This window comes from Shewanella frigidimarina NCIMB 400 (genome assembly GCF_000014705.1).
Taxonomy (GTDB): Bacteria; Pseudomonadota; Gammaproteobacteria; order Enterobacterales; family Shewanellaceae; genus Shewanella; species Shewanella frigidimarina.
The window spans coordinates 2,341,956-2,363,576 of record NC_008345.1 but is presented as its reverse complement, the minus strand read 5'-3'; the positions used below and the strand labels follow the sequence as shown (position 1 = coordinate 2,363,576).

Genomic DNA, 21,621 nt, shown 5'->3' with positions numbered 1-21,621 from the left:
AGGATATCTATATAATTAACCCCCATATAAAAACACCGAGCAAGCTCGGTGTTTTTATATGTAATGTTTGAGTTCAGGATAAATAGAGTTAGGGTTATTAACACTCAACTATATTTAATATCCCTGATTTACAACAACTTAGATAGAGATTTTCAACTCAAGTGCGTTAATGGATGCTTGCAATACTTGCTTAAGCAACAAATATGAATCATCACTAATGCCATCTTTTTCTAATTGTTTGCACAACTGACTCAACTGAATAAAGCCAATGCTGGCACTACTGCCTTTAAGTGCGTGTAACACTTTTGGCCTATCTGTAGGTAAAGCTGCCAGTGCATTGATGTGTTGTGTACTACTGACTTTAAATAACGCTAACATCTCTTTAACAGCTTCTGTACCAAGATATTGTAAGTCTTCATTAATTTGCTTTTCATCGAGTAAAGGCTGATTGTCTTCATTACCAACTGAAAATTTTTGATCTATGGTCGTTTGTGTAAAGCCTTTGTGTTTATCCATCTTAGTTAACTTATTCGTGTTGTCGCTGTTGATTGCTGACTTGTCACTTGCATCACCAATCCAATTGGCTAAAAACTTCATATTAAGCGGTTTGGCTAATACGTCGTCAAAGCCCGCTGCTCGATACTCGTTTATGTCATCATGTTGAATTTGTGCCGTAAAAGCGGCTATGCTGATGTTTTTTTTGGCTGCATTAGCAATATTCTTCAACTCTACTAATAACTCAATTCCTGAGCCATCACCTAATTGAATATCAAGCATAATGCCGTCAAACTGCAACGCACTATCGACGTTAAACAACGCTCTTGCTTGAGTACAACTATCAGCCAGTACGGAATGATGTCCAAGATGTGCTAAAAACCCTTGGGCCACCATGGAATTGACTTTGTTGTCTTCGATAACGAGTACACATTTAGGATCAACTTTAGGTAATGTTGCACAGATAACCTCATGTTCTTGCTCACAGATGTGCAATGGCAAACTAAAACCAAAGGTGGAACCCTCACCCACTTTACTATTGACCCAAATAGAATCATTGGCAGTATTAACCTCATTCATTAACGAGACTAATTCTTTACAAATTGCGAGCCCGAGTCCTGTGCCTCTGGTTCTGCCTTGATTAGGCTGTGCACCATAGGCGATAAACAATTGATCCATGGCCTTTTTACTTATGCCAACGCCAGTATCTGCCACTTCAAAGGTTAATCGTTTTTCGACCACATTTACCCGTAATGTAACCTCTCCTGCTGGAGTGAATTTAATGGCATTGCCGAGCAAATTAAACAACACTTGGCGCAATTTGGGGCCATCTACCGTTATCCATTTAGGTAAATTACCGCGAACTAAATATAACGAGATACCTGACAATCCCGCACCAGCTAACATGATTGCCATCACTTCATCGAGCAGCTCATTAAGCGCAACAGCCCGTGGTTCGTTAGTTAATTTACCTTGCTCCAAACGGGAAAAGTCCAAAATATCATTAAGTACATTTTGCAGTAAGGTGCCGCTGTATTGCGATAATGCCAACATTTGTTTTTGTGCTGGAGGTAATGGCGAGTGACTCAGTAAAGTCAGGGTGCCTAAAAGACCATTTAGCGGAGTACGGATTTCATGGCTCATGGTCGCTAAAAATAGCGATTTTGCCTTGTTAGCTTGTTCTGCCATCACTCTAGCCGTCGAATGCCCTTTTGCTTCAGCGTCTAGTTGACGGTTGGTTTCAGCCAGTTCGAGTGTACGTGCCTGCACGGTACTTTCAAGTGAGGCTTTATGGGCAAATAATTCTGATGCCGTTTGTTGTAATTCAGATTGCAGTGCTTGATTGTGCGCGGTTTTTTGTTTAAAAGCTTCAATGGCAGAAGCCATCGCGGTGAGTTCATCGTCTCCGTGAGGATCAAGTACTACTTCGGTATTGCCCTGACTTAATTGAGATAATGCTGCAGTTGCTTCACTTAGGCGTAAAGCTATACCTTTATAAATAACTCGATAAACCACCAACAGCATAATGATTAACATCAAAATACCTGTCGCCCACAGTCCTGATTTAGCCCACAGTAATTGCTGTAAAAAATTACTTCGGGCATGTTCTGCCTGTAGCTGTTGTGCTTTCATTGCGCTATCGACTGACTTATTCAGTTGGCCTAATTTATCCGTCAGCGTTAACAGCTGCGCATTTTGTTTCGTTAGCAATTGAGCATATTGCTGCTGCAAACTTAAGCCAACATTCACCTCCCTTAACATTATCAATTGGTGCTCAAGCTCTGTCGCTCTAACCGGATCTCGAATTAAGCCTTTAAGTAATTCTAGAGGCATTAAATCAATTTGCCCACTCGTGCCTGAAGCAGTATAAGGGCTCGGTATTTCATTACCGTTTTGGGAGTTATCGCGAGTAGAATTAATGGTATAAGTCGTTGGAGACAGTACTCGAGCCATATTGTCGAGTACGTTATTTAATCCAAGTTGTTGTTCTGGAGACTGTAATAACTGCCCTACTAACTCAATGTGATGGATCAATCCCAAAGCTCGATTTAAACGTTCACGGACATCCAAGTCTTGTTCTATGATGGAGTCCAAAAGTTGGGCACTTTGTTCAGCACCAACCACTTGAGGGTAAGCTAAACTCAACTTGGCCAGAATGGTTGAATCGACCACAGCTTGTTCTGCTTCAAGTAAAACACTACTCTTACTGGCTGCTTCCGCGAGTGCGCTTCCTTTATTATTCAATTGAGCCGCCAACACTAAACGTTTACCCACTTGGCGGCCGAATACCGATAAGTCATGGATAATTTCACCAGCTAATAGCGCTAATTGCTTATCTTTATCGACACCATGATTTTGTAGATTTAACGAATTGAGTCGTTCAATAGCGGAAAGTAAATTAGTGCTTTCGAGTGACAACTTACGACCAAGGAAAACGCGTTGTGCCTCTTGTTCCACTCGTTCCAGCGCTTGGGCATTGTCGAGCAAGCCATTAGAAGACTGCATCAATTGCCTTGCAGCCTCAGATGCGGGTAACGCCTCTTCATATAAATATTGGTCAGCCAGCTTTACCCAATAAAGCGAAATGCTGCCAAGGCTAACTAACATTAACAATAACAATCCGAGCAGACAAAATGCCAACATAAGGCGACCCACTAAGCTCTTGCCTGATAGTGATAAAGGGCTCACAGTCATTCCTTAAAATGTTATAATTACAAAAAATCTTAGTGTTCTGTTTAGAAACCTTAATCGAGACAATATAATGCGCCGACTTATTTATTTGCTCATAGCTTGCTTAGGGACAATACCATTACTTGCTGAGGCTACATTAGATTCTAGCTGGACATTACAACAGCGGACGCCATTTAATGCCAAAATTCAAACAGTAAAATCGATACAATATAAACAACTGACTTCGGCCAAAAAGCTTTGGCAGATCTGTGCCTTAGTACCTCACCTCAAAGATGCTTATTGGATCGGCATTGATTACGGTTTGGTGTCAAAAGCCAGCCAATTAGGCATTAATTTAGAATTATTTGAAGCCGGCAGTTATTACAGAAAAGAGCAACAACTAAAACAACTTGAATACTGCCTTAATCAGCCGTTCGATGCCATCTTACTCGGTGCCGTGGCCCCTAATTTACTTGATAACTATCCGGGACAGATTAATAAACCCATCATAGCGTTAGTGAATAGACTCGATAACCCCATGATAACGACTCGTGTAGGCGTTAATTGGTATCAAATGGGCTGGGAAGCTGGCCACTTTATTGCTAAAGCTGTTAAAAAAATACCGCCATCATCTCCAGTAACACTCGCACTACTCACTGGTCCAGAAAGTGTTGGTGGCAGCGATTGGGTTGAGCTCGGTATTCAAGATGCTATTGCCAATAGTCATATTGAGATTACATCAATTCGCCATACCGATAATAATCGTGACCTTTATCGTGACCAACTTCATAATCTGCTTAATGATCATATTCCTAGCTATATTATAGGCAGTGCTGTTGCTATCGAAGCAGCAATTGGAACATTGCAACATAAACAATTAATTGGCCAAGTAAAGCTTGTGAGCAGTTATCTATCGCCAGCGACATTGCGAGGACTGCATCGTAATAAAGTCGCTTTCAGCAGTGATGATCAAGTGGTGTTACAAGGTAAATTAGCAATAGACATCATGGTAAAACTACTTGAGGGAGCACAATCATTTGGTGATATTGGCCCACAAATACAGGCGTTAGAACAAGGAAAGGTGCAACTCGATATGTTTAATAACAGCTTAGCCCCTGCAAGTTTTTACCCTATTTACCGCGTGACGCCAAAAACTAATCTTTAATCTTTGTCGCAAACAAATAGCCTTCTCCATGAACCGTTACAAACAGGTCAGCCTGTAGCTTGTTTCGTAATCGACGAATAATGACATCAATGGTTCTATCATTTACATCTTCATTACGGTGGCTTGTTTGCTGCATTAGTCGCTCACGAGATAGTACTTGCTGCGGATGCAATGCAAAGGCGGTAAGTAATTCGAACTCTGCTTTAGTCAGCTTTATTACCTCGTCACCACGACTCAGTTTTCGGCTGTTTAACTCAAGAATATATTTATCGAACGCAATGATATCGTCACACTGTTCAAATTGTTCTACAACGTCTTGCTGTGCTTTTTTAACTAATGAAATTCGCCACAACAAATTTTTAACTCTTACTAATAGTTCTCTTAATTCAAATGGTTTAGTCACATAATCATCAGCGCCCATTTCAAGACCAACGATTTTATCAATGGTTTCATCACGACCTGTGACTAAAATAATGCCCACATCCGAACGGCTTCTCAGTTCACGTGCCAAGCTCAAACCATCGGTACCGGGTAAGTTAATATCTAACATCACCAAATCGATATGTTGATTTGTAAACTGTTGCCACATCTGTTCGCCGTCTCCAGCTTCAAGCACCCGATAACCTTCACGCTCAAAATAACCTTTTAATCGAGCTCGGATCACCGCTTCATCGTCAACGACGAGTACTGTATTTGTTAAACCAGGATGTGCCATCGTCCAATCCAGATAGTGTTGCTAATAATGGTCGTTATTATTCATAACTTTTCATATTTGCCTATAAAGATATACAAGGAATGAGTGGCAGCTAGCAAAATTGGTTTATAAAAAAGGACCTAGATCACATAATGGGGATATGTAAAACAAGATCCAATTATATTTGTCGTTTAGCAATAAAAGACGTTATGTTTTTATATTAGAAACTTTTGCTGATGCCAACAACCACTCGGTCATCAAAGATTTTTGTTTGAGTGCCATAGACCTTATGATCGCTATCCATGGTACTTCCATGATAACGAACATCAAAATTGAGGCCGGCATAGGCTTTACTCACTCCCAAATTCCAGTGTCCCCAACCTTCTGCTCCATTACCATCTAAATCTTGGTAGCCGATACTTGCTGAAACATGTAAACCATTGTCAAACTGATAGCTCGGATGAACGGCATAGTTAACACCTTGCCAGCCCTCTACGCCAAACCAATCGTCGATTGTTGGAGTCACTTCTAATTGCACATTTGCATGACCAAATTGTTTACCGACTTTTATCCACAGTTCGGTATAATTTGAATATGAGGCACCTGGATACAGGTAAGAAAAAACCATAACGTCGTAACTGATACCACTATCGCCAAACTCACCTGCTTTACCTATATAAGGTGCAGTAACAATTTCTAAATTGGGGTCTGCAAATTTGATATTGGAAGCAAATACACCGGCATACCAGCCCAGATCATTACCCCACCCTAGAGTACCTTGTACCACTGGTACTTCTGCATCCATCGTTTCCGATTCGCCACGAAAAACATAATCTGAAGCAAAGGTTAATTTACCACTTATGGCTCCATCGAAGACATTATCATCTGCAGCATTGGCAAAAGAGGTAGCCGATAAGATTAGACTGCCTAACAAAATTGACTGAGCTAGTTGAGTTTTTCTAATGTTCATATTCATTACCCTAAAATATATGTTCTTGTTGATAGGGTGACTATATTCAAAACTTATGAATGGCTGTTGAGTGGGTTATGAACTGATGGGAAACAAATATGAAAAAATATGAACACTAAGATTTAACATCACTCAAGCCTTGTGGGTCACTCTATTAAACATGAATGATCGATCTGTATAATCAAAAGTGTCCAGATGGCAAAGCTGGATTTCGATGTGCTTCACTAGGTTAAATCGGTAAATACTCACATTTATGTAACGCTCAACTTTTACAACATTTGAGCTATTGTGCTTATCAGTTTTTAAACAACAGGCTTACAATTGAGTCTGCTGTTGCTGGAAGGGCTGTTGATAAAACTGCAGGGTTTTGCCTACCGTCAACTTGTCTTTGTCCGTCATTTTGTTCCAAGCGATAATTTGTTCCACACTGACCTTATACACTTTGGCAATACTCCAAAGAGTATCGCCATATTTTACCGTGTGATCGCTCCGAACTGCTGGCTGATTAGATGTGCTGACGATCCTTGGTTGTTTGTTTGGTGCAGCTTGCTTTTTGCTTGATACTTGAGCTGTGTTTGTTGAAGCGAGTTCGACCTCTGGTGTCATGCTCGATACGCCTTGTGGCATATACAAAAATTGACCCGCAACGATCTTATCGCCATTAATATCATTCATCGCTTTTATTTCAGACACCGTTGTAAGGTGACGTTTTGCAATGACACTAATATTATCGCCAGCTCTAATCTGATATTTAAACCATTTTACTCTAGCGCTAATATCAGTATCCGCAAGAGCTTGTTTAAACCCACTGACTTTACTCACGGGCACTATCAATTGATGCGGTCCATCGGGTGATGTTGCCCAGCGATTAAACCCTGGATTCAATTTTTGTAACCGAGCAATGGATATATTGGCTAGATCGGCAGCAACTGCGATGTCAATTTGGCTACCGACATCAATAACTTCAACTAGTGGTTTATTAGGAATGGATTTAAGACTGATGCCGTAGCTTTCAGAATGTTTAATCACATCTGCTATTGCCAGCAATTGTGGTACATATTGCCGAGTTTCTTTAGGTAAGGGTAAAGACCAAAAGTCGGTGCTTAGCCCTCTGGCTTCATTATATCTAATCGCCTCACGCAAGCGCCCTTCACCGGCGTTGTATGCAGCTAATGCATATAACCAGTTGTCAGTTTTTTTATACAGGTATTCGAGCATATCTAATGCAGCGGTAGTTGCAGCAGGCACATCCCTTCTGCCGTCATACCACCAATTCATCTCTAGGCCAAAATGGCTGGCCATTGGGGAGGTAAATTGCCACAGGCCTGATGCGTCGGCACTGGAATAAGCGAAAGGATTAAATGAACTTTCTACCATAGGGAGTAAGGCGAGTTCGATGGGTAAATCTCGATGTTCAAACTCTTGAACAATTAAATATAAAAACGGCTTGGCGCGCTGAGATATCTGCTCAAGATGCTGTGGATTATTAATATACCAATCACGGTATTGGTTAACTAATTGTTGGTCTGGAATGGGCATGTCCATTGAATAACGAATGCGTTCCCACACATCACCGCTGTCTTGATAATTGCGCCGAGCTAACAATTTGGGAACTTTCAATGATGTTAGTTTATTCACACCATTAAGACTTTTTTCTGCTTCGACGTCTTCTACAGCAACAGTTTGGCAACCACTCAACAGGATAAAACCTGTCGCAATAAGGAAGATTGATGCTCTCAATTAAAGGTTTTCCTCAGTGATTACGCTGCTTTGTTAGTGTTATAGCGCGAGTTATTTCAGAAAAAGTCGTACATTGTAATTTAGTTTTATTTTTCTATCCATCTGTTTTAAAGCGTCTGTTTGATCAACTCATGGTGCTAACTTCTTTTATTAAGCCGTGATTAGACAACGCTAGCCTACTTCACGCCCTTTTAGGGATATATAGGTATAGCAGTGTTCATTGTGTATACTTCAACCGTGGTGTTAACATTGTTGTAACTATTGGGATCCAATCAGGTTTACCCACATAATAGATTATGCTCTTTTGGTTGTGACTCATAACGAGCAGGTTAACAATTTGCTTTTACCTTAACAAATTGTGCTCAGGCTATTAAAAAGTTTATTCTGATTTTCAGAGTGTCGGTATTTTACTTTTATCCGTTAAACATCTACTGTTTAGCCAATAAATCCAGCAGGTAGTCATCATTGGTCACCTGATAAAAATGGAAAAATCATGTCTCATTCAAATGCTGTTCTTGTTAGAAATAATGTTAAATTAATCGGTAATGGTAGCAAAACCTTAGTTCTCGCACATGGGTTTGGTTGCGATCAAAATATGTGGCGTTTTGTAACCCCAGAACTGATGAAGCACTTTACTATTGTTCTATTTGATTATGTTGGTTCAGGTGCTTCCGATATCTCTCAATATAGTAAAAAACGTTATGGTCAACTTGAAGGATATGCAGAAGACATCATCGAAATATGTGATGCTTTACATTTATCTGACGCCATTTTTATAGGACATTCCGTTAGTAGTATCATTGGTGCTATTGCTGCAATTCAAAAACCTAAGTTATTTTCTAAGTTGGTAATGGTGTGTCCTTCACCCTGTTTTTTAAATTTCCCTCCTGATTACTTTGGCGGATTTGATAAGGAAGACTTACTCGAATTGTTAAATCTGATGGACAAAAATTATATTGGCTGGGCAAATTATTTAGCCCCGTTAGTAATGGGAACAACCAATTCGGATGAACTTATTGGTGAGTTATCAGGCAGCTTTTGTTCTACCGACCCTGTTATAGCGAAGAGCTTTGCTGAAGCGACTTTTTTATCTGATTACCGTTATCTGCTAAAAGAGATTACACAACCGTGTTTAATTTTACAAAGTGAAAATGATGCCCTGGCAGCAACATCTGTTGGTGAGTTTATTGCTAGCGAAATAGCCCATAGTGAACTTAACATTATCGCTGCCCATGGCCATTGTCTGCATATGACTCACCCTGAAGCAATCTTAAAATCGATAATGAAATTCGCTAAATGATCACCACGCTAAAGAGTAAACCCAACAGTCATACAGCATTCGATTACTCTCCGGATAATTTTCAGTGCGGTGCTTTAGTCACCAATGCATCAAACATTATTATTTATGTAAACACATACTTTACCGACGAACTATTGTGGAAGCCGGGGCAACTTATTGGCAAAAATGCTGATATCATTTTCACCCAATCTTCCAGAATATTTTTTCAAAGTTATTTAATTCCAACACTTTTACACGAACAAATTTGTGAAGAAATGCAGCTGATTATTTTTAATGCTGAAGGGTTGCGAATTCCGATAACGGTAAATGCTCGTTTAAGCGATGACGGCTGTATTTATTGGAGTTTTTTCAATGCCTCCAAAAGAGACCAACTTTATGATGAGTTAATAAAAACAAGAGAAAAACTTGAGGAGCAAGCTGAAAAATTAAAATTACTTGCTTCAACTGATGAGTTAACGCAGTTATTAAATAGAAGAGAAATGAAATATCGTAGTACGTTAGCACTTGAACAAGCGACTCGATCGGAACAATCTGTTGGTTTATTATTGTTAGATATCGATCATTTTAAAATTATTAATGACAGCTTTGGTCATTTAGAAGGCGATCGAGTACTGAAAGAGCTCGGGCATATTTTGAAGAATTTTTGTAGACAAACCGATCTTGTCTCTCGCTTTGGCGGCGAAGAATTTTTGATATTGCTACCCGATACGAACAAAAGTGATACTTTATTATTTTGTAACAGACTCCAAGACAGCATCTCGCAAATTAAAGTGGGTGACGACGTACTAACTGTCAGTATTGGGGTCAGCATTTGTGATGATAAAAGACAATTTACAGATTTATTTACTCAAGCGGATAAAGCTATGTATAAAGCAAAAGCACTTGGAAGAAATAGAACTGAAATTTATTGTTTGGATTAAGCCTGTTAGTTTTGCTACAAAACCAGTAACACCCTACTTAAAAAGCGTTCGTCACATTACCCCAACAATTTCAAGTTTGCCCGCTCAGCGCTCAGCAACGTAGTAATGTAGTAATGTAGTAATGTAGTAATGTAATAATCTAATAACGTTCCTCTTTATCGATTTCGATTTTTCTGCCTCTCATTGTTTATAGGGTTCATTACTCACTAGTCCACTTGTTCTGTCATTTGGGATGTGATCTTCATCATCGGATTTCGATTTTATCAATGCCAATGTTGACTATTTTCACTGTTTAAACCTCCTACCTTTCAGTAGATTAGTTGTTATCAAGCATTCATCTATAAAAAGTGAGTTTCATCATGACATTACAAGATAACATTGAGAAAATTGTCACCCACCCTCACCTTTCTCCAAAGCAAAAATCGAATTATTTAGCATTAGAAGCTGAAAACAGTCTGCCTTATGTGGCGGTGTCTGAACGGATAAATAATGCCATGAAACAAGGTATTATCTGCGATATGTTTGAAGGTCATGCGCCATTTAAACCGCGTTATGTGTTGCCAGATTATGCCAAATACCTGCAGCAAGGATCTGAGTATTTGGAGCTGTCGCCCGCCGAAGACTTTGATGACGCCTTAAATGCATTAACCATTCTTTATTTTCATGTGCCATCGGTGACGAATATCCCAGTTTACTTAGGCCAATTAGATACGTTATTAATGCCTTTTACACAGGGGCTTGATGCTGAAGCCATCTATCGTAAGCTCAAGCGGTTTTGGATATTACTCGACCGCACGTTACCCGATGCGTTTATGCATGTGAATATTGGCCCAACTGATAACATTATTTGCCGAACCATTTTGCGTATAGATGCAGAATTACAACAAATTGCCCCCAATCTAACCTTCATGTATGACCCTGCCGTAACGCCAGATGATTTATTATTTCAGGCCACCAGCAATATTTGTCAATGCGGTAAACCTCATATTGCCAACTATCCGCTACATGCCGACGCCTTCGATGCTCGTGGTTTTGGGATTGTCAGTTGTTATAACGCATTACCGTTAGCTGGCGGAGCCAATACCTTGGTGCGCGTTAACCTCAAAGAAGTCGCTCTAAACGCTAACAGTATTGATGATTTTTTTGCCCAAACGCTGCCATATTACAGCCAACTCACATTCGAGCTTATTGAAGCTCGTTCGGCATTTTTACACCAACAATCTCATTTCTTTGACAGTTTTTTAGTTAAGGAACAGTTGATCGATGAATCTCGCTTTGCACCTATGTTCGGTATTTATGGTATGGCTGAAGCGGTCAATATTTTACAAGCCTTACTACCTAATGCTGCTGAGATTACAACTGCTAATGTCGCAAGCAAACCCAATACAGGTTACGGCTATAACCCAGATGCAAATGAACTTGGGCTCAGAATATCTGCAGCTTTAGACAACATAGTAAAGTCGACCCCGGTCACTTACGGTTATAACGGTCGCGCGTTATTGCATTCTCAAAGTGGCATTAGTTTGGATAAAAATGTCACCCCTGGCGTGCGTATTCCCTATGGCTCAGAACCAGACCCCATTAGTCATATTCAAGCACTAGCTAAACATCATCAATATTATACTGCCGGAATCAGCGATATTCTAACCATAGATGAAACCGTTAAAGCTAATCCTCAAGCGATGTTCCAACTCTGTAAAGGCGCCCTTAGTTCAGGTTTTAGAGAGTTTAGTGCCAACGTTGCTAATAACGATTTAGTCCGTGTTACTGGTTATATGGTTAAACGCTCGGACATTGAAACTTTTAAGCAATGCGGTTCACGCACCAACACCACAGGGTTAGCTGCTGAAGCCGCAATCAATACGGGAATATTTCAACGCCAAGCTCGGGTAATTGCTCACGAACAGGCTCCTTTTATTCATGAGTAAACATGCCGTTGTCAGCCAAATACTGCCATTTTCCTGTGTCGACGGGCCTGGCAGTCGTTTGGTGATATTTTTGCAAGGCTGCAACTATCAATGTAAAAATTGTCATAATCCTCACACCATCAGTTTGTGTGATGCTTGTGGTGACTGCATTGATAGCTGCCCTGAACAGGCGTTGAGTCTTATTCATTCACAAGCAATGCCGTTGCCCCAAATGCGGTCACAAGAAATGTCGTTACATGGAGATCCAATACCAGTTAATCATTCACCATGTAGTTCGCCAAGTAAGCCCCATATTGTCTGGGACAGCACAAAATGCAGCCAATGCGATACTTGCCTTGCGGTATGCCCTAGACAATCGACGCCTAAAACGTCTCATTACACCGTTGAGCAAATGCTAGAGGTTATCTACGGACAACGTCATTTTATCAATGGAATTACACTCAGTGGCGGCGAAGCGAGCTTACAATTGCCTTTTATTATTGAGCTTTTTAGTGCGATAAAGTCCTCAGAACATTTATCGCATCTAAGTTGCATGCTCGACACCAATGGCAGCTTGAGCTCAACAGGTTGGCATAAGCTACTGCCATTTTTAGATGGCGCAATGGTTGATTTAAAAGCATGGCAACAAGATACCCATCATTACATCACAGGGCGTGATAACCAGCCGGTATTTACGTCAATCGAGTTACTGACTCAGCACAATAAATTGTATGAAGTAAGACTGTTACACATTCCCGGCATCACGGATTATGAGAATGATGTTGACGCCCTGGGCGGGTATTTATCCAACCTCCCCACAGAGACTCGGGTGAAGTTAAATGCGTTTCATCATCATGGTGTTAAAGGCATAGGCTCTACATGGCCACAATGTACTCAAGCGGATATAGCGCGTTTAGCAAATCAACTTACTCAGCGAGGAGTAACCAATATCGTCTTACCGTCGCTGTACATCTAATCTCTGTATATCTAATCGCTATATTTAGCACCTATATTTAGCGTCTATCGGTAACTTCTATAGGTAACATCTATAGGTAACTGAGGTTGAATAAATGGCTAACACGGCTTTGCTTCGATTTAATGCTAAATAAATCCGATGATAAAGTACCATTTAATCAATACATAAAATCGTATTGGTGCGGTTAGCGACTACAAAGCAATATTTGTTCATACAGCCAGCGATGAGCAGGATCGTTCATACTTTGCCGATGCCACACAAGGCTATAAGCAACTTTGCCATAATCGATCGGTAACGGTTTGATCAGTAATCCTTGGGCTTGCTTGGCTATTGAGGCCCAGTGGCGCGAACAGGTAAATAGCAGTTCACTGTGATGGCACATTAACGCTGCGCTGCCAAAGTCAGGTACCGAAATCGGTATCGCCCGTTTTTTTGATTGCTGTGCCAGTAAAATATCAAAAAATGGTGTGCTCAAATCAGTATCTGTTATGCCGATATGGCTGAAATTTAAGTAGTCATCAAGGCTAATAGTCTGCTGTGAAGCCAATGGATGGCTAGCACTCATTAGGCAGACCATTTCATCGTTGATTAAGGTTTCCCAGACTAAGTCTTCATCGATATTGGTTGGTTGGCTTAAGTCATGTGGCAAAAGAATAAAATCCAACGAACCCTTTACTAAGCCGTCAAAGCCGATGTTGTCTTTATTGTAAATATCGATATGGATATTGGGCGCTAAGTTGAGAATATGAGCCGTTAATGTGGCGGCTAATAACTCAAATGTGCTTTCGCGCATCGCCAGCGAAAAGCTACCTTGATAATGTTGTGGCTTGAATACATCCTGGTTCATGATCTGATTCATATCATTAATCATCTGCTTAACACTTGGGCCTAGTCGTCGTGCTAATGCAGTGGCGATGAGTGAATTGCCATGACGATAGAATAATTCATCATGCAAACTTTCTCTTAGCTGACTTAAGGTTTTACTCACCGACGATGGGCTTAGACATAACCGTTCAGCACAGGCTGTGACACTGAGGGTTTCAAGCATCACATGCAAAGTGATCAAGTGTTTCATACTGATACGTGAAAGCTTGGCCAATTCCATTGCGATTTACTCTTTATAAGTCATGTATTTGTTTACGAAAATATAAACCTAAATCACTTTGCGGTATACGCTTCACAAGCATAATCAAGACCCGCTTCACATTGCTAACGGTTAAATATAATTTTTACCGAAATCAGCTCTGTTTTTTTATTCATCTAATGTGGCTTTATGCACAGACTTGTTGATTACACGCTCAAAAACCTTACTAGTAACACCAATATTGCTTAGTCGGTTTAGTGATTGTGACAGTTAACGTGGTCATTTTTGTCTTTTGTGCCATTTATGACACGGACAAAACATGACTTATAGTGTGGCTCATGTAAAAAGCTATCTAGCAACTAATCACGAAATAATTTTTTATTTTAAAATCAAATGCTTAAATTGAATCAGGTTGTTTATTATCATCTAACCGATATTGGCCTAGCTATTGCTATTATTAAGTATGCTTGCAATCTATTTTACAGATTAACGCTAACTTAACTTAATCATTATTGGAGTAATAACATGACTGACTCTATTGTTTCTTTCCCGCAATTAAACCGCCCAGCCCCTGCGTTTAATGCAAAAACAACACATGGCATGCGTTCACTTACAGATTATAAAGGCAAGTGGCTAGTGTTGTTCTCTCATCCTGCAGATTTTACCCCTGTTTGTACTACTGAGTTTATTGGGTTTGCTCAACGAGCTGAAGAATTTGCTCACATCAACACAGAATTATTAGGTTTATCCATCGACAGTGTTCATTCTCACATCGCTTGGGTACGTAACATTGAAGAAAACTTTGGCGTTGACATTACCTTCCCGATTATTTCCGACTTATCAATGGAAGTGGCTAAAGCTTACGGCATGATCCAACCCGGTGCGAGCGACACATCTGCCGTTCGCGCAACCTTTATTATCGATCCCGAAGGTATGTTACGAGCCATGGTGTATTATCCAATGAGTAATGGTCGTTCTATAGATGAATTTGTTCGATTAGTAAAAGCGCTGCAAACCAGTGATGCCAATGGCGTTGCGACTCCAGAAAACTGGCAACCTGGCGATGACGTTATAGTGCCACCGCCAGCAACTACTGCTGACGCTAAAGCACGATTATCCCAAGGCTACGATTACGTAGATTGGTATTTCAGTAAGAAGTCTCTTTAACACGTGGCAAGCTCAGGGACGCTTAGTCCCTGTGCACTATTTAACAGGAGCTTGTGATGATTTCAACATTTAGTGTCCATGAATTTTTAGATGAAGACAGTGAAACGTTCACTTATGTCGTTGCTGATAATACAACATCGTTTGCTGTCATTATTGACCCTGTTTTAGACTTTGATTATAAATCAGGTCGAACAGACACACGAAATGCTAATCGGGTTTTACATTGGATTGAACGTCAAGAGCTAACCGTAAAATGGATACTTGAAACCCATGCTCATGCCGATCATTTATCTGCTGCCAGTTATTTACGTGACAAAATTGGTGGCCAAATTGGTATTGGCGAGCACATCACCAAAGTACAACAAACCTTTAAAAAGGTATTTAACCTAGACGCTAGCTTCTTGCCTAACGGCAGCCAATTTGACCATCTATTTAAACATAATGAGTTGTTACAAGTCGGTAATATGACCATTCGTGTTATGCACACACCGGGTCACACTCCGGCTGATCTTGCTTATATTATTAATGAGCAGGCCGCCTTTGTTGGAGACACCATTTTTATGCCCGACGTGGGTACCGCCAGATGCGATTTCCCCGGTGGGGATGCCAATACTTTGTACGATTCAATTCAAACATTATTTACCCTACCAGAAAGCACTGATCTCTATGTGTGTCATGACTACCCTACTGAAGGGCGCGGACATCAATTTAAAACTCAAGTTATCCAACAGAAACAGCACAATATCCATGTGAATGACACAATGACCAAATCTGCTTTTGTGACGCTTCGTCAACAACGAGACGCCACATTGCCCATGCCCAGGCTGATATTGCCCGCGATTCAAATCAATATTCGCGCGGGGCAAATGCCTTCACCTGAAGACAACGGCACTGTGTATTTAAAAATCCCGATTAACCTGCTTTAAGTTTAAGAGTAATCATGATGATACAAGCAATCATTGGCGCATTATTAATTGGTTTAGTGCTGAGTGTATTAGGGTCTGGTGGCTCCATTCTTACTGTTCCGGTGTTGCTTTACCTTATTGGAATGCAACCCCAATTAGCTATCGCTTCGTCATTGTGCATTGTGGGTGCCATCAGTTTAATCAGCAGTATGGGCTTTATTAAGCATAAAAAGGTCTCTTGGCCTCATGTGCTTTTGTTTGGTTTACCGGGCATGGCAGGCACCTATTTAGGCGCATGGTTAAGCAGCTTTTTTAGTAGCGACATACAACTCACTGTGTTTGTCATTTTGATGCTCATTGGCGCGGTGATGATGTGGCGAAATCAATCTAGCCGCTACCAAGCTGGCAAACTGAATATTGCTAAAATCTTGTCGCAAGGATTAGCGGTTGGTGTTGTCACCGGTTTTGTGGGTGTAGGTGGTGGTTTTTTAATTGTGCCTGCACTGGTGTTACTTGGCGGCATTGAAATGTCGCTGGCGATTGGTACCAGCTTACTGATTATTTCAATGAACTCACTGGTCGGTTTTGCTAAATATTACTCATTACTTTCAAGTAAAGGGTTTGAGTTCGATTGGTCGATTATTGCCATCATGATTGCTGGCGGACTTGTCGGCAGTATTGCCGGCCAATGGATAAACCAATATTTACCCAAAGCGGTTTTACAAAAAATATTTGCCGTTTTTTTAGTGCTAATGGCGCTATTCATTGTAACTAAATCCATTATTTGACATCACGAGGTACACATGAAAACTGCCCAGGAATACATAAGTGAGATTAAAACCCACATTATTGAAGTGAGTACCCAAGAATTGCTGACGGCAATGCTTAACCCTGATGTGATCATTATCGATGTTCGTGAGCATGATGAGTTTACGACGGGCCATATAGAAGGCGCAGTGAATTTTCCTCGTGGCGTATTAGAGATGAAAATACACGAACATCCTTTAGTCAGTCATCACTGTGAGTGGGTATTGGCATTAAATGAATTAGCTGATAAAGACATATACCTTATTTGTCGAACCGGTGGCCGTTCTGCACTGGCTGCTGCATCATTACAGGATATGGGCTTTAGCAAACCTATGTCTGTCGCCGGTGGCATGATGCAATGGCAACAAGATGGCTTTCCATTGGTGCCTCATAAGAAATAAATTAACTTAACATGAGTTAGCGTTATGTGGCTCATGGCTTATTATTTACTGATGGCTGCGGTTAATGGCTAACGGTATTAATTGTTAACGGTGCTAATGGCTGATTGTGTATTCACTTTTAGAGTTGGTTAAGCGGGATTTTAAGATAGTAGTTATCCCTACCTTCAGCTATTGGCATATTACCCGCACGAATATTAATTTGAATAGCGGCTAATAATAGTTGTTGTATCTCAGAGCCAATATGGCGTTGTTGATGCCGTTTAATAAACTCTGCTAGAGTGACTTTCCCCCCTACCACACTGTTATAGCGTTTTTGCGCAATCACCGATGTTTCTAACCCATTATCTGCACGTTTTTGTGCATGTGGATCATGGCCAACAAATACCCTAGTGCAATTTGGTAATGCCAATATTCGTTGTATTGAATGGTACAAGGTTATTGCGCTGCTATTAGGGAAATCAGCATTAACGGTGCCTAACTCCGGCGTAGACAAAGTGTCGCCTACAAACACAGCATCTTCAATAAGATAACTCACGCAGGTTGGTGTATGACCCGGTGTATGCATAATGTGAATATCTAAATGCCCCAGTTTAATGAGTTCTTCATCCACAAATAATTGTTCAAATTGCTCGCCATTACATTTAAAACTATCATCAAGATTCAGTAATCGCTTAAAGGTATGCTGAACTTTGGTGATGTGCTCGCCAATTCCGGTCATCCCTCCGCGTTTTTTCTTGATATAACAGGCCGCAGAAATATGGTCGCTGTGGGTATGGGTTTCTAAAATCCATTCAACTTCAAATCCATGTTCATCGATATGCTCAATGATGCTATCAGCAAAACTCGTGCTTATGGTGCCAGACGCCATGTCAAAATCTAAAACAGGATCAATAATCGCACATTGACGCGTAGCAATATCTGTCACCACGTACGTAATCGTATGGCTAGCTTGATGATAAAAAGGATCGATACGGATTCTACTCATGACACATTAACTCCCAACACAATACACAGGTATTTGTCAGATAAAGCCTCAGATTAATATTGGTAATATTCTCAACATCATTGAGTCAATGACTGAGGAGGGTTAATCACTACAGCATGATGTTAAATTAAACCATTAATGTAAACTGCGTATTAAGTCGCAACAAACAGCGAATTAATAAGCATTATATGATTTAAGCTCCGAAGAATAAGGCTTAATGATAAAGCCTTATTCACGCGGTGGTCTGCTAGTGTTCATTTTCGGCTATGGTTTTCGACTATGGCTTAGCAGTAACCGATGATGCAGGTGTTTCGATATCTTTTTTCAGTGAAAATGCGCCACGAATATCACCAAGGGAAAAGTTAATCGCTTTATCATCGGGATAGGTTTTGCTCAGCAATGCACTCACTTCCGGTTCAATATTACTGCCATGGCAACCTAAACATAATTGTTGCGCTGGTATGGCCTTCATATAACGAAACTGAGTTTTACCTTCATTGACGATAAATTCACTCGCCACGATTGGCTTATCTTCAGGTTGTTGTCCGGAGGCATTCACCAGCTCAAATTGCTGTAATTGCGATAACTCCCATTTATCTGGCGTATTGTCTGAATTACGCACACGCAAACTTGTTCGAGTCAGTGTCCAGCCCTCTTTCGAGTTTTCAGCGGCAATGGCAGGTGCAACCGATTTACACACCGACACCGCATTGATTAAGCCACCTTGTTTAATTGCGGCCTGTAACTGACCTTTTAACGCTTGGCTAAATTCGGCAATACGTTGATTAGCCTGTTGCTCAAGCACCTGCTGTTCCGTTAGTGATTCAGCATGGCAAAGGCTGCTCATGCCAGCAATCACTAATAACGCACTGATGTTACGTGCATTTAAAACCGTTTTTTTGTGCTTTGATGTTAATTTCATTATTTGTCATCCTCGTCTTCAAGTCGGGCAATTCCCATTAACTTCAGGACATAATTTTCGTACATGGGTTCACTACTGCCAGTGCATCGTTCGGTCATAAGCGCTATAACACAATGAATACAAAGCTTGTGCCATATCACGCTAGTAAGGTTTAATCGCTTAAAATCATTAGCTTAAACAATATTGAAATTAACAGGATACCCATGCTAGGTTGTTGAGTGACAAATATGACATCGTAATGACATTTATCGTGCTATTAATGTCATTATAAAGGTTGGCCGATTAATATAAATCGCAAGCGAGAGTAACCAATGAACAACACCACCGTTGTACAATCTATGATAAACGCCATTGATAAACCGGCGATTTTTATTACTCCCGATTATGTGATCCATGCGGTTAACCAAGCCTATAGAGAAACCTATGATGCCGACGTTATTTTAGGCCAAAGTAAATGCCATCAAATCTCTCATCACAGTGACCAACCTTGCGATAAACACGGTGAGGAATGCCCGTTATTACAATGCCAGAGTACTAACCGAGCTGCCAGTGCAGTGCATATTCACAGCACAGTGCAAGGTAAGTCTTACTGCGACATTTTAATGAAACCCATAAAAGATAACAGTGGCATGGTATTGGGGTTTCTAGAGATTTTAGATGCTATAGATTACGCATCGACGGAATCAAAAAAAGGCACTATGGTCGGTCAGTCAGCGCCATTTAAACAGATGCTCAACAGGATTAATCGAGCATCTCAATCCAATATAGCGGTACTGTTACAAGGTGAAACTGGTTCAGGTAAAGAGTTAGTCGCTAAAGCGGTACATCAGGCCAGCAACCGAAATGATAAACCGTTTGTGGTGATTGAATGTACTGGGCTGAGTGAAAACCTGTTCGAAAGTGAGCTGTTCGGTTATGAAAAAGGTGCATTTACAGGGGCGACAAGCAGTAAAAAAGGCTTGATTGAAATAGCGCACGGTGGAACGGTATTTTTTGATGAAATTGGCGATGTACCGATGAACATGCAAGTGAAGTTACTCAGGTTACTTGAAACCCAGTGTTATCGTGCCGTCGGCGGATTAAAACAGAAACGTTCTGACTTTAGGCTAGTCAGTGCCAGCCATAAGAATTTACTCGATTTAGTAGAAAAAGGTGAATTTAGGCGCGACCTGTATTACCGCATTGCAGGATTTCCAATCTACTTACCGTCGTTACGTGAGCGCTATGATGACATTCCAACGCTGGTGAATCACTTTATAAAATATTCTGATTACAAACATAAAAAGTTTTCGAGCAATGCATTAACTCTTTTGGGTCGTTATGCATTTCCGGGGAATATTCGCGAATTGAAAAATATTATTGAGCAATCGGCACTTATCGCCAATGAGGATGTTATACACAGCAGTGATTTGCCTGAAAGCGTTCAACTTAGTCGCACATCTACGGATGAAACAATTGCTGTAAAACTTAACACCGAACTGATGACGTTAGATGACATGGAATGTGCGTACCTTTCGCAGGTATGTGAGCAATATGCAGGATCGCCAGCCGAACTAGCGATAACGCTTAATATCAGTGTGCGTACCTTATATCGAAAATTACAACGCTATGGTTTAAAGCTTAGCTAGCCACCACAGCGCTGTGACAAAACATGCCTAGTGATCATTAATGAGCAATTAGTGGATGTTTTTTATTACAGCAACGTTTCATTGTAGCTGTTTCATTCGCCAATTCAGATTTAGACTCGCAGCAACGTTTATGTGTCCCCGAGTCAGATTGGTTATGACAGTCTTCTTCACCATGAGCGTGTTGATGATCATGCTCATGGTTACAGCAACCACCATTGGCTTTCTTAGCAATATTATTGATTGATGGTCGCCCCTGGCTTGCCTCGGTAAATGGCTCACAGTCCGCTAAATGACTACTAGCAAAATACTCTATTGCAGTACGACCATTTTTTGCGTGAAATACACTCAACTGTTGGCTTAATAACTTAGATAAAAGCTGCTGGCCAATGTTGCGTATGATGACGCGATCCGCTCCATTTTCCAGTATCATACTGACCAATTGTTGTTTACCTTCACATCCTTCTGTTAATGCTGGGTTGGCAAAGCGCCCTTTTACTTGGCCTTGCTCATCCATAAATAGCATCTCATCGGCACGGCTAAAGTGGTTGGCAATATGTTGGTCTTTCATTGGTATAGCGGTAATCATAATTTCTCCTCCGGTGCATTTTTCATTAACAGTGCTTTACCGTGGGTTAAACAGTCCATTAATTTAAAACGCGCAGATTTAAGTACATTGGCTAACGTTTGGCGCGACACTCCTATTTGAATAGCCGCGTGCTGTTGTTGCATTTTCAATAAATCAACCAAGCGTAATGCTTCAAACTCATCGCTATCTAACGTAATCTGTTCGGGTTGCTTCATCGGAATACCATTGGGCTTGAAACAACTGTTGGCAGGGACACCACAGATTGTTCGTTGAATTTTGGTCTTGGCATAATCGGCTTA

19 protein-coding genes are annotated in these 21,621 nt (G+C 40.7%); 10 read left to right on the top strand and 9 right to left on the bottom strand.

The window, feature by feature from the left end; genetic code table 11:
• Nucleotides 1–138: 138 nt before the first annotated feature.
• Nucleotides 139–3,183, bottom strand: coding sequence for a TMAO reductase system sensor histidine kinase/response regulator TorS (torS, locus tag SFRI_RS10245; protein ID WP_150099382.1), 3,045 nt, complete (start codon nt 3,181–3,183; stop codon nt 139–141).
• 73 nt (nt 3,184–3,256) lie between these two features.
• Between torS and torT the strand changes: the two genes are divergently transcribed.
• Complete coding sequence (torT, locus tag SFRI_RS10240; RefSeq protein ID WP_011637452.1) at nt 3,257–4,330, top strand: TMAO reductase system periplasmic protein TorT; 1,074 nt, start codon at nt 3,257–3,259, stop codon at nt 4,328–4,330.
• Here torT and torR read toward each other — a convergent pair.
• The 3 genes from torR to SFRI_RS10225 all read right to left on the bottom strand — a co-directional run bounded on the left by torR (nt 4,320) and on the right by SFRI_RS10225 (nt 7,734).
• Nucleotides 4,320–5,045, bottom strand: a complete 726-nt coding sequence (gene torR / locus SFRI_RS10235; protein ID WP_011637451.1) for a two-component system response regulator TorR — start codon at nt 5,043–5,045, stop codon at nt 4,320–4,322. The two genes, torT and torR, sit on opposite strands and share 11 nt — an antisense overlap.
• Nucleotides 5,046–5,244: 199 nt before the next feature.
• Complete coding sequence (locus SFRI_RS10230; RefSeq protein ID WP_011637450.1) at nt 5,245–5,994, bottom strand: TorF family putative porin; 750 nt, start codon at nt 5,992–5,994, stop codon at nt 5,245–5,247.
• A gap of 315 nt (nt 5,995–6,309) precedes the next feature.
• Nucleotides 6,310–7,734, bottom strand: a complete 1,425-nt coding sequence (locus SFRI_RS10225; RefSeq protein ID WP_011637449.1) for a LysM peptidoglycan-binding domain-containing protein — start codon at nt 7,732–7,734, stop codon at nt 6,310–6,312.
• A 493-nt stretch (nt 7,735–8,227) separates the two neighbouring features.
• Here SFRI_RS10225 and SFRI_RS10220 point away from each other — a divergent pair, with 493 nt between their 5' ends.
• The 4 genes from SFRI_RS10220 to SFRI_RS10205 all read left to right on the top strand — a co-directional run bounded on the left by SFRI_RS10220 (nt 8,228) and on the right by SFRI_RS10205 (nt 12,837).
• Nucleotides 8,228–9,034 (top strand): alpha/beta fold hydrolase, encoded by an 807-nt coding sequence (locus SFRI_RS10220; RefSeq protein WP_011637448.1) that lies wholly within the window; start codon nt 8,228–8,230, stop codon nt 9,032–9,034.
• The gene (locus tag SFRI_RS10215) at nt 9,031–9,954 is read left to right on the top strand and encodes a GGDEF domain-containing protein (RefSeq protein ID WP_011637447.1); all 924 of its coding nucleotides are present in this window, start codon (nt 9,031–9,033) and stop codon (nt 9,952–9,954) included. The genes SFRI_RS10220 and SFRI_RS10215 overlap by 4 nt, the downstream gene beginning before the upstream one ends.
• A 359-nt stretch (nt 9,955–10,313) precedes the next feature.
• Entirely contained in the window at nt 10,314–11,882 is a 1,569-nt protein-coding gene (locus SFRI_RS10210) for a YjjI family glycine radical enzyme (RefSeq protein ID WP_011637446.1), read from the top strand.
• A complete protein-coding gene (locus SFRI_RS10205) occupies nt 11,875–12,837 on the top strand; it encodes a YjjW family glycine radical enzyme activase (RefSeq protein WP_011637445.1) in 963 nt (320 codons plus the stop codon). The genes SFRI_RS10210 and SFRI_RS10205 overlap by 8 nt, the downstream gene beginning before the upstream one ends.
• A 184-nt stretch (nt 12,838–13,021) precedes the next feature.
• Here SFRI_RS10205 and SFRI_RS10200 read toward each other — a convergent pair whose 3' ends face one another.
• The gene (locus SFRI_RS10200; protein ID WP_011637444.1) at nt 13,022–13,942 is read right to left on the bottom strand and encodes a LysR family transcriptional regulator; all 921 of its coding nucleotides are present in this window, start codon (nt 13,940–13,942) and stop codon (nt 13,022–13,024) included.
• A gap of 504 nt (nt 13,943–14,446) precedes the next feature.
• On the opposite strand from SFRI_RS10200, the gene SFRI_RS10195 reads away from it, so the two are divergent.
• From SFRI_RS10195 to SFRI_RS10180, 4 genes are read left to right on the top strand one after another with little or no spacing between them, the layout of a single operon-like run.
• On the top strand, nt 14,447–15,088 hold the full coding sequence (locus tag SFRI_RS10195; RefSeq protein WP_011637443.1) for a peroxiredoxin: 642 nt from the start codon (nt 14,447–14,449) through the stop codon (nt 15,086–15,088).
• A gap of 56 nt (nt 15,089–15,144) precedes the next feature.
• Nucleotides 15,145–16,014, top strand: coding sequence for an MBL fold metallo-hydrolase (locus tag SFRI_RS10190; protein ID WP_011637442.1), 870 nt, complete (start codon nt 15,145–15,147; stop codon nt 16,012–16,014).
• A gap of 14 nt (nt 16,015–16,028) precedes the next feature.
• On the top strand, nt 16,029–16,781 hold the full coding sequence (locus SFRI_RS10185) for a sulfite exporter TauE/SafE family protein (protein WP_011637441.1): 753 nt from the start codon (nt 16,029–16,031) through the stop codon (nt 16,779–16,781).
• A gap of 15 nt (nt 16,782–16,796) precedes the next feature.
• Complete coding sequence (locus SFRI_RS10180) at nt 16,797–17,201, top strand: rhodanese-like domain-containing protein (protein ID WP_011637440.1); 405 nt, start codon at nt 16,797–16,799, stop codon at nt 17,199–17,201.
• Nucleotides 17,202–17,319: 118 nt separating this feature from the next.
• Here SFRI_RS10180 and SFRI_RS10175 read toward each other — a convergent pair whose 3' ends face one another.
• Nucleotides 17,320–18,186: an MBL fold metallo-hydrolase gene (locus SFRI_RS10175; RefSeq protein ID WP_011637439.1), complete on the bottom strand. Its 867-nt coding sequence runs from the start codon at nt 18,184–18,186 to the stop codon at nt 17,320–17,322.
• Between the two features lie 277 nt (nt 18,187–18,463).
• Nucleotides 18,464–19,108 carry a Tll0287-like domain-containing protein gene (locus tag SFRI_RS10170; RefSeq protein ID WP_011637438.1) on the bottom strand — a complete coding sequence of 215 codons (645 nt, stop codon included), beginning with the start codon at nt 19,106–19,108 and terminating at the stop codon, nt 18,464–18,466.
• A gap of 311 nt (nt 19,109–19,419) precedes the next feature.
• Between SFRI_RS10170 and SFRI_RS10165 the strand changes: the two genes are divergently transcribed.
• Entirely contained in the window at nt 19,420–20,736 is a 1,317-nt protein-coding gene (locus SFRI_RS10165) for a sigma-54 interaction domain-containing protein (protein ID WP_011637437.1), read from the top strand.
• A gap of 37 nt (nt 20,737–20,773) precedes the next feature.
• Here SFRI_RS10165 and SFRI_RS21005 read toward each other — a convergent pair whose 3' ends face one another.
• Both SFRI_RS21005 and SFRI_RS10155 read right to left on the bottom strand, forming a co-directional pair.
• Nucleotides 20,774–21,322, bottom strand: a complete 549-nt coding sequence (locus tag SFRI_RS21005; protein WP_011637436.1) for a NifB/NifX family molybdenum-iron cluster-binding protein — start codon at nt 21,320–21,322, stop codon at nt 20,774–20,776.
• Nucleotides 21,319–21,597 (bottom strand): DUF134 domain-containing protein, encoded by a 279-nt coding sequence (locus SFRI_RS10155; protein WP_049763535.1) that lies wholly within the window; start codon nt 21,595–21,597, stop codon nt 21,319–21,321. Before SFRI_RS10155 ends, SFRI_RS21005 begins: the two co-directional genes overlap by 4 nt.
• Nucleotides 21,598–21,621: the final 24 nt, after the last annotated feature.

Coding starts and splice junctions, on each gene's coding strand:
- torT (WP_011637452.1), top strand. CDS start 3,257: ATGCGCCGACTTATTTATTTGCTCATAGCTTGCTTAGGGACAATACCA.
- torR (WP_011637451.1), bottom strand. CDS start 5,045: ATGGCACATCCTGGTTTAACAAATACAGTACTCGTCGTTGACGATGAA.
- SFRI_RS10230 (WP_011637450.1), bottom strand. CDS start 5,994: ATGAACATTAGAAAAACTCAACTAGCTCAGTCAATTTTGTTAGGCAGT.
- SFRI_RS10220 (WP_011637448.1), top strand. CDS start 8,228: ATGTCTCATTCAAATGCTGTTCTTGTTAGAAATAATGTTAAATTAATC.
- SFRI_RS10215 (WP_011637447.1), top strand. CDS start 9,031: ATGATCACCACGCTAAAGAGTAAACCCAACAGTCATACAGCATTCGAT.
- SFRI_RS10210 (WP_011637446.1), top strand. CDS start 10,314: ATGACATTACAAGATAACATTGAGAAAATTGTCACCCACCCTCACCTT.
- SFRI_RS10205 (WP_011637445.1), top strand. CDS start 11,875: ATGAGTAAACATGCCGTTGTCAGCCAAATACTGCCATTTTCCTGTGTC.
- SFRI_RS10200 (WP_011637444.1), bottom strand. CDS start 13,942: ATGGAATTGGCCAAGCTTTCACGTATCAGTATGAAACACTTGATCACT.
- SFRI_RS10195 (WP_011637443.1), top strand. CDS start 14,447: ATGACTGACTCTATTGTTTCTTTCCCGCAATTAAACCGCCCAGCCCCT.
- SFRI_RS10190 (WP_011637442.1), top strand. CDS start 15,145: ATGATTTCAACATTTAGTGTCCATGAATTTTTAGATGAAGACAGTGAA.
- SFRI_RS10185 (WP_011637441.1), top strand. CDS start 16,029: ATGATGATACAAGCAATCATTGGCGCATTATTAATTGGTTTAGTGCTG.
- SFRI_RS10180 (WP_011637440.1), top strand. CDS start 16,797: ATGAAAACTGCCCAGGAATACATAAGTGAGATTAAAACCCACATTATT.
- SFRI_RS10175 (WP_011637439.1), bottom strand. CDS start 18,186: ATGAGTAGAATCCGTATCGATCCTTTTTATCATCAAGCTAGCCATACG.
- SFRI_RS10170 (WP_011637438.1), bottom strand. CDS start 19,108: ATGAAATTAACATCAAAGCACAAAAAAACGGTTTTAAATGCACGTAAC.
- SFRI_RS10165 (WP_011637437.1), top strand. CDS start 19,420: ATGAACAACACCACCGTTGTACAATCTATGATAAACGCCATTGATAAA.
- SFRI_RS21005 (WP_011637436.1), bottom strand. CDS start 21,322: ATGATTACCGCTATACCAATGAAAGACCAACATATTGCCAACCACTTT.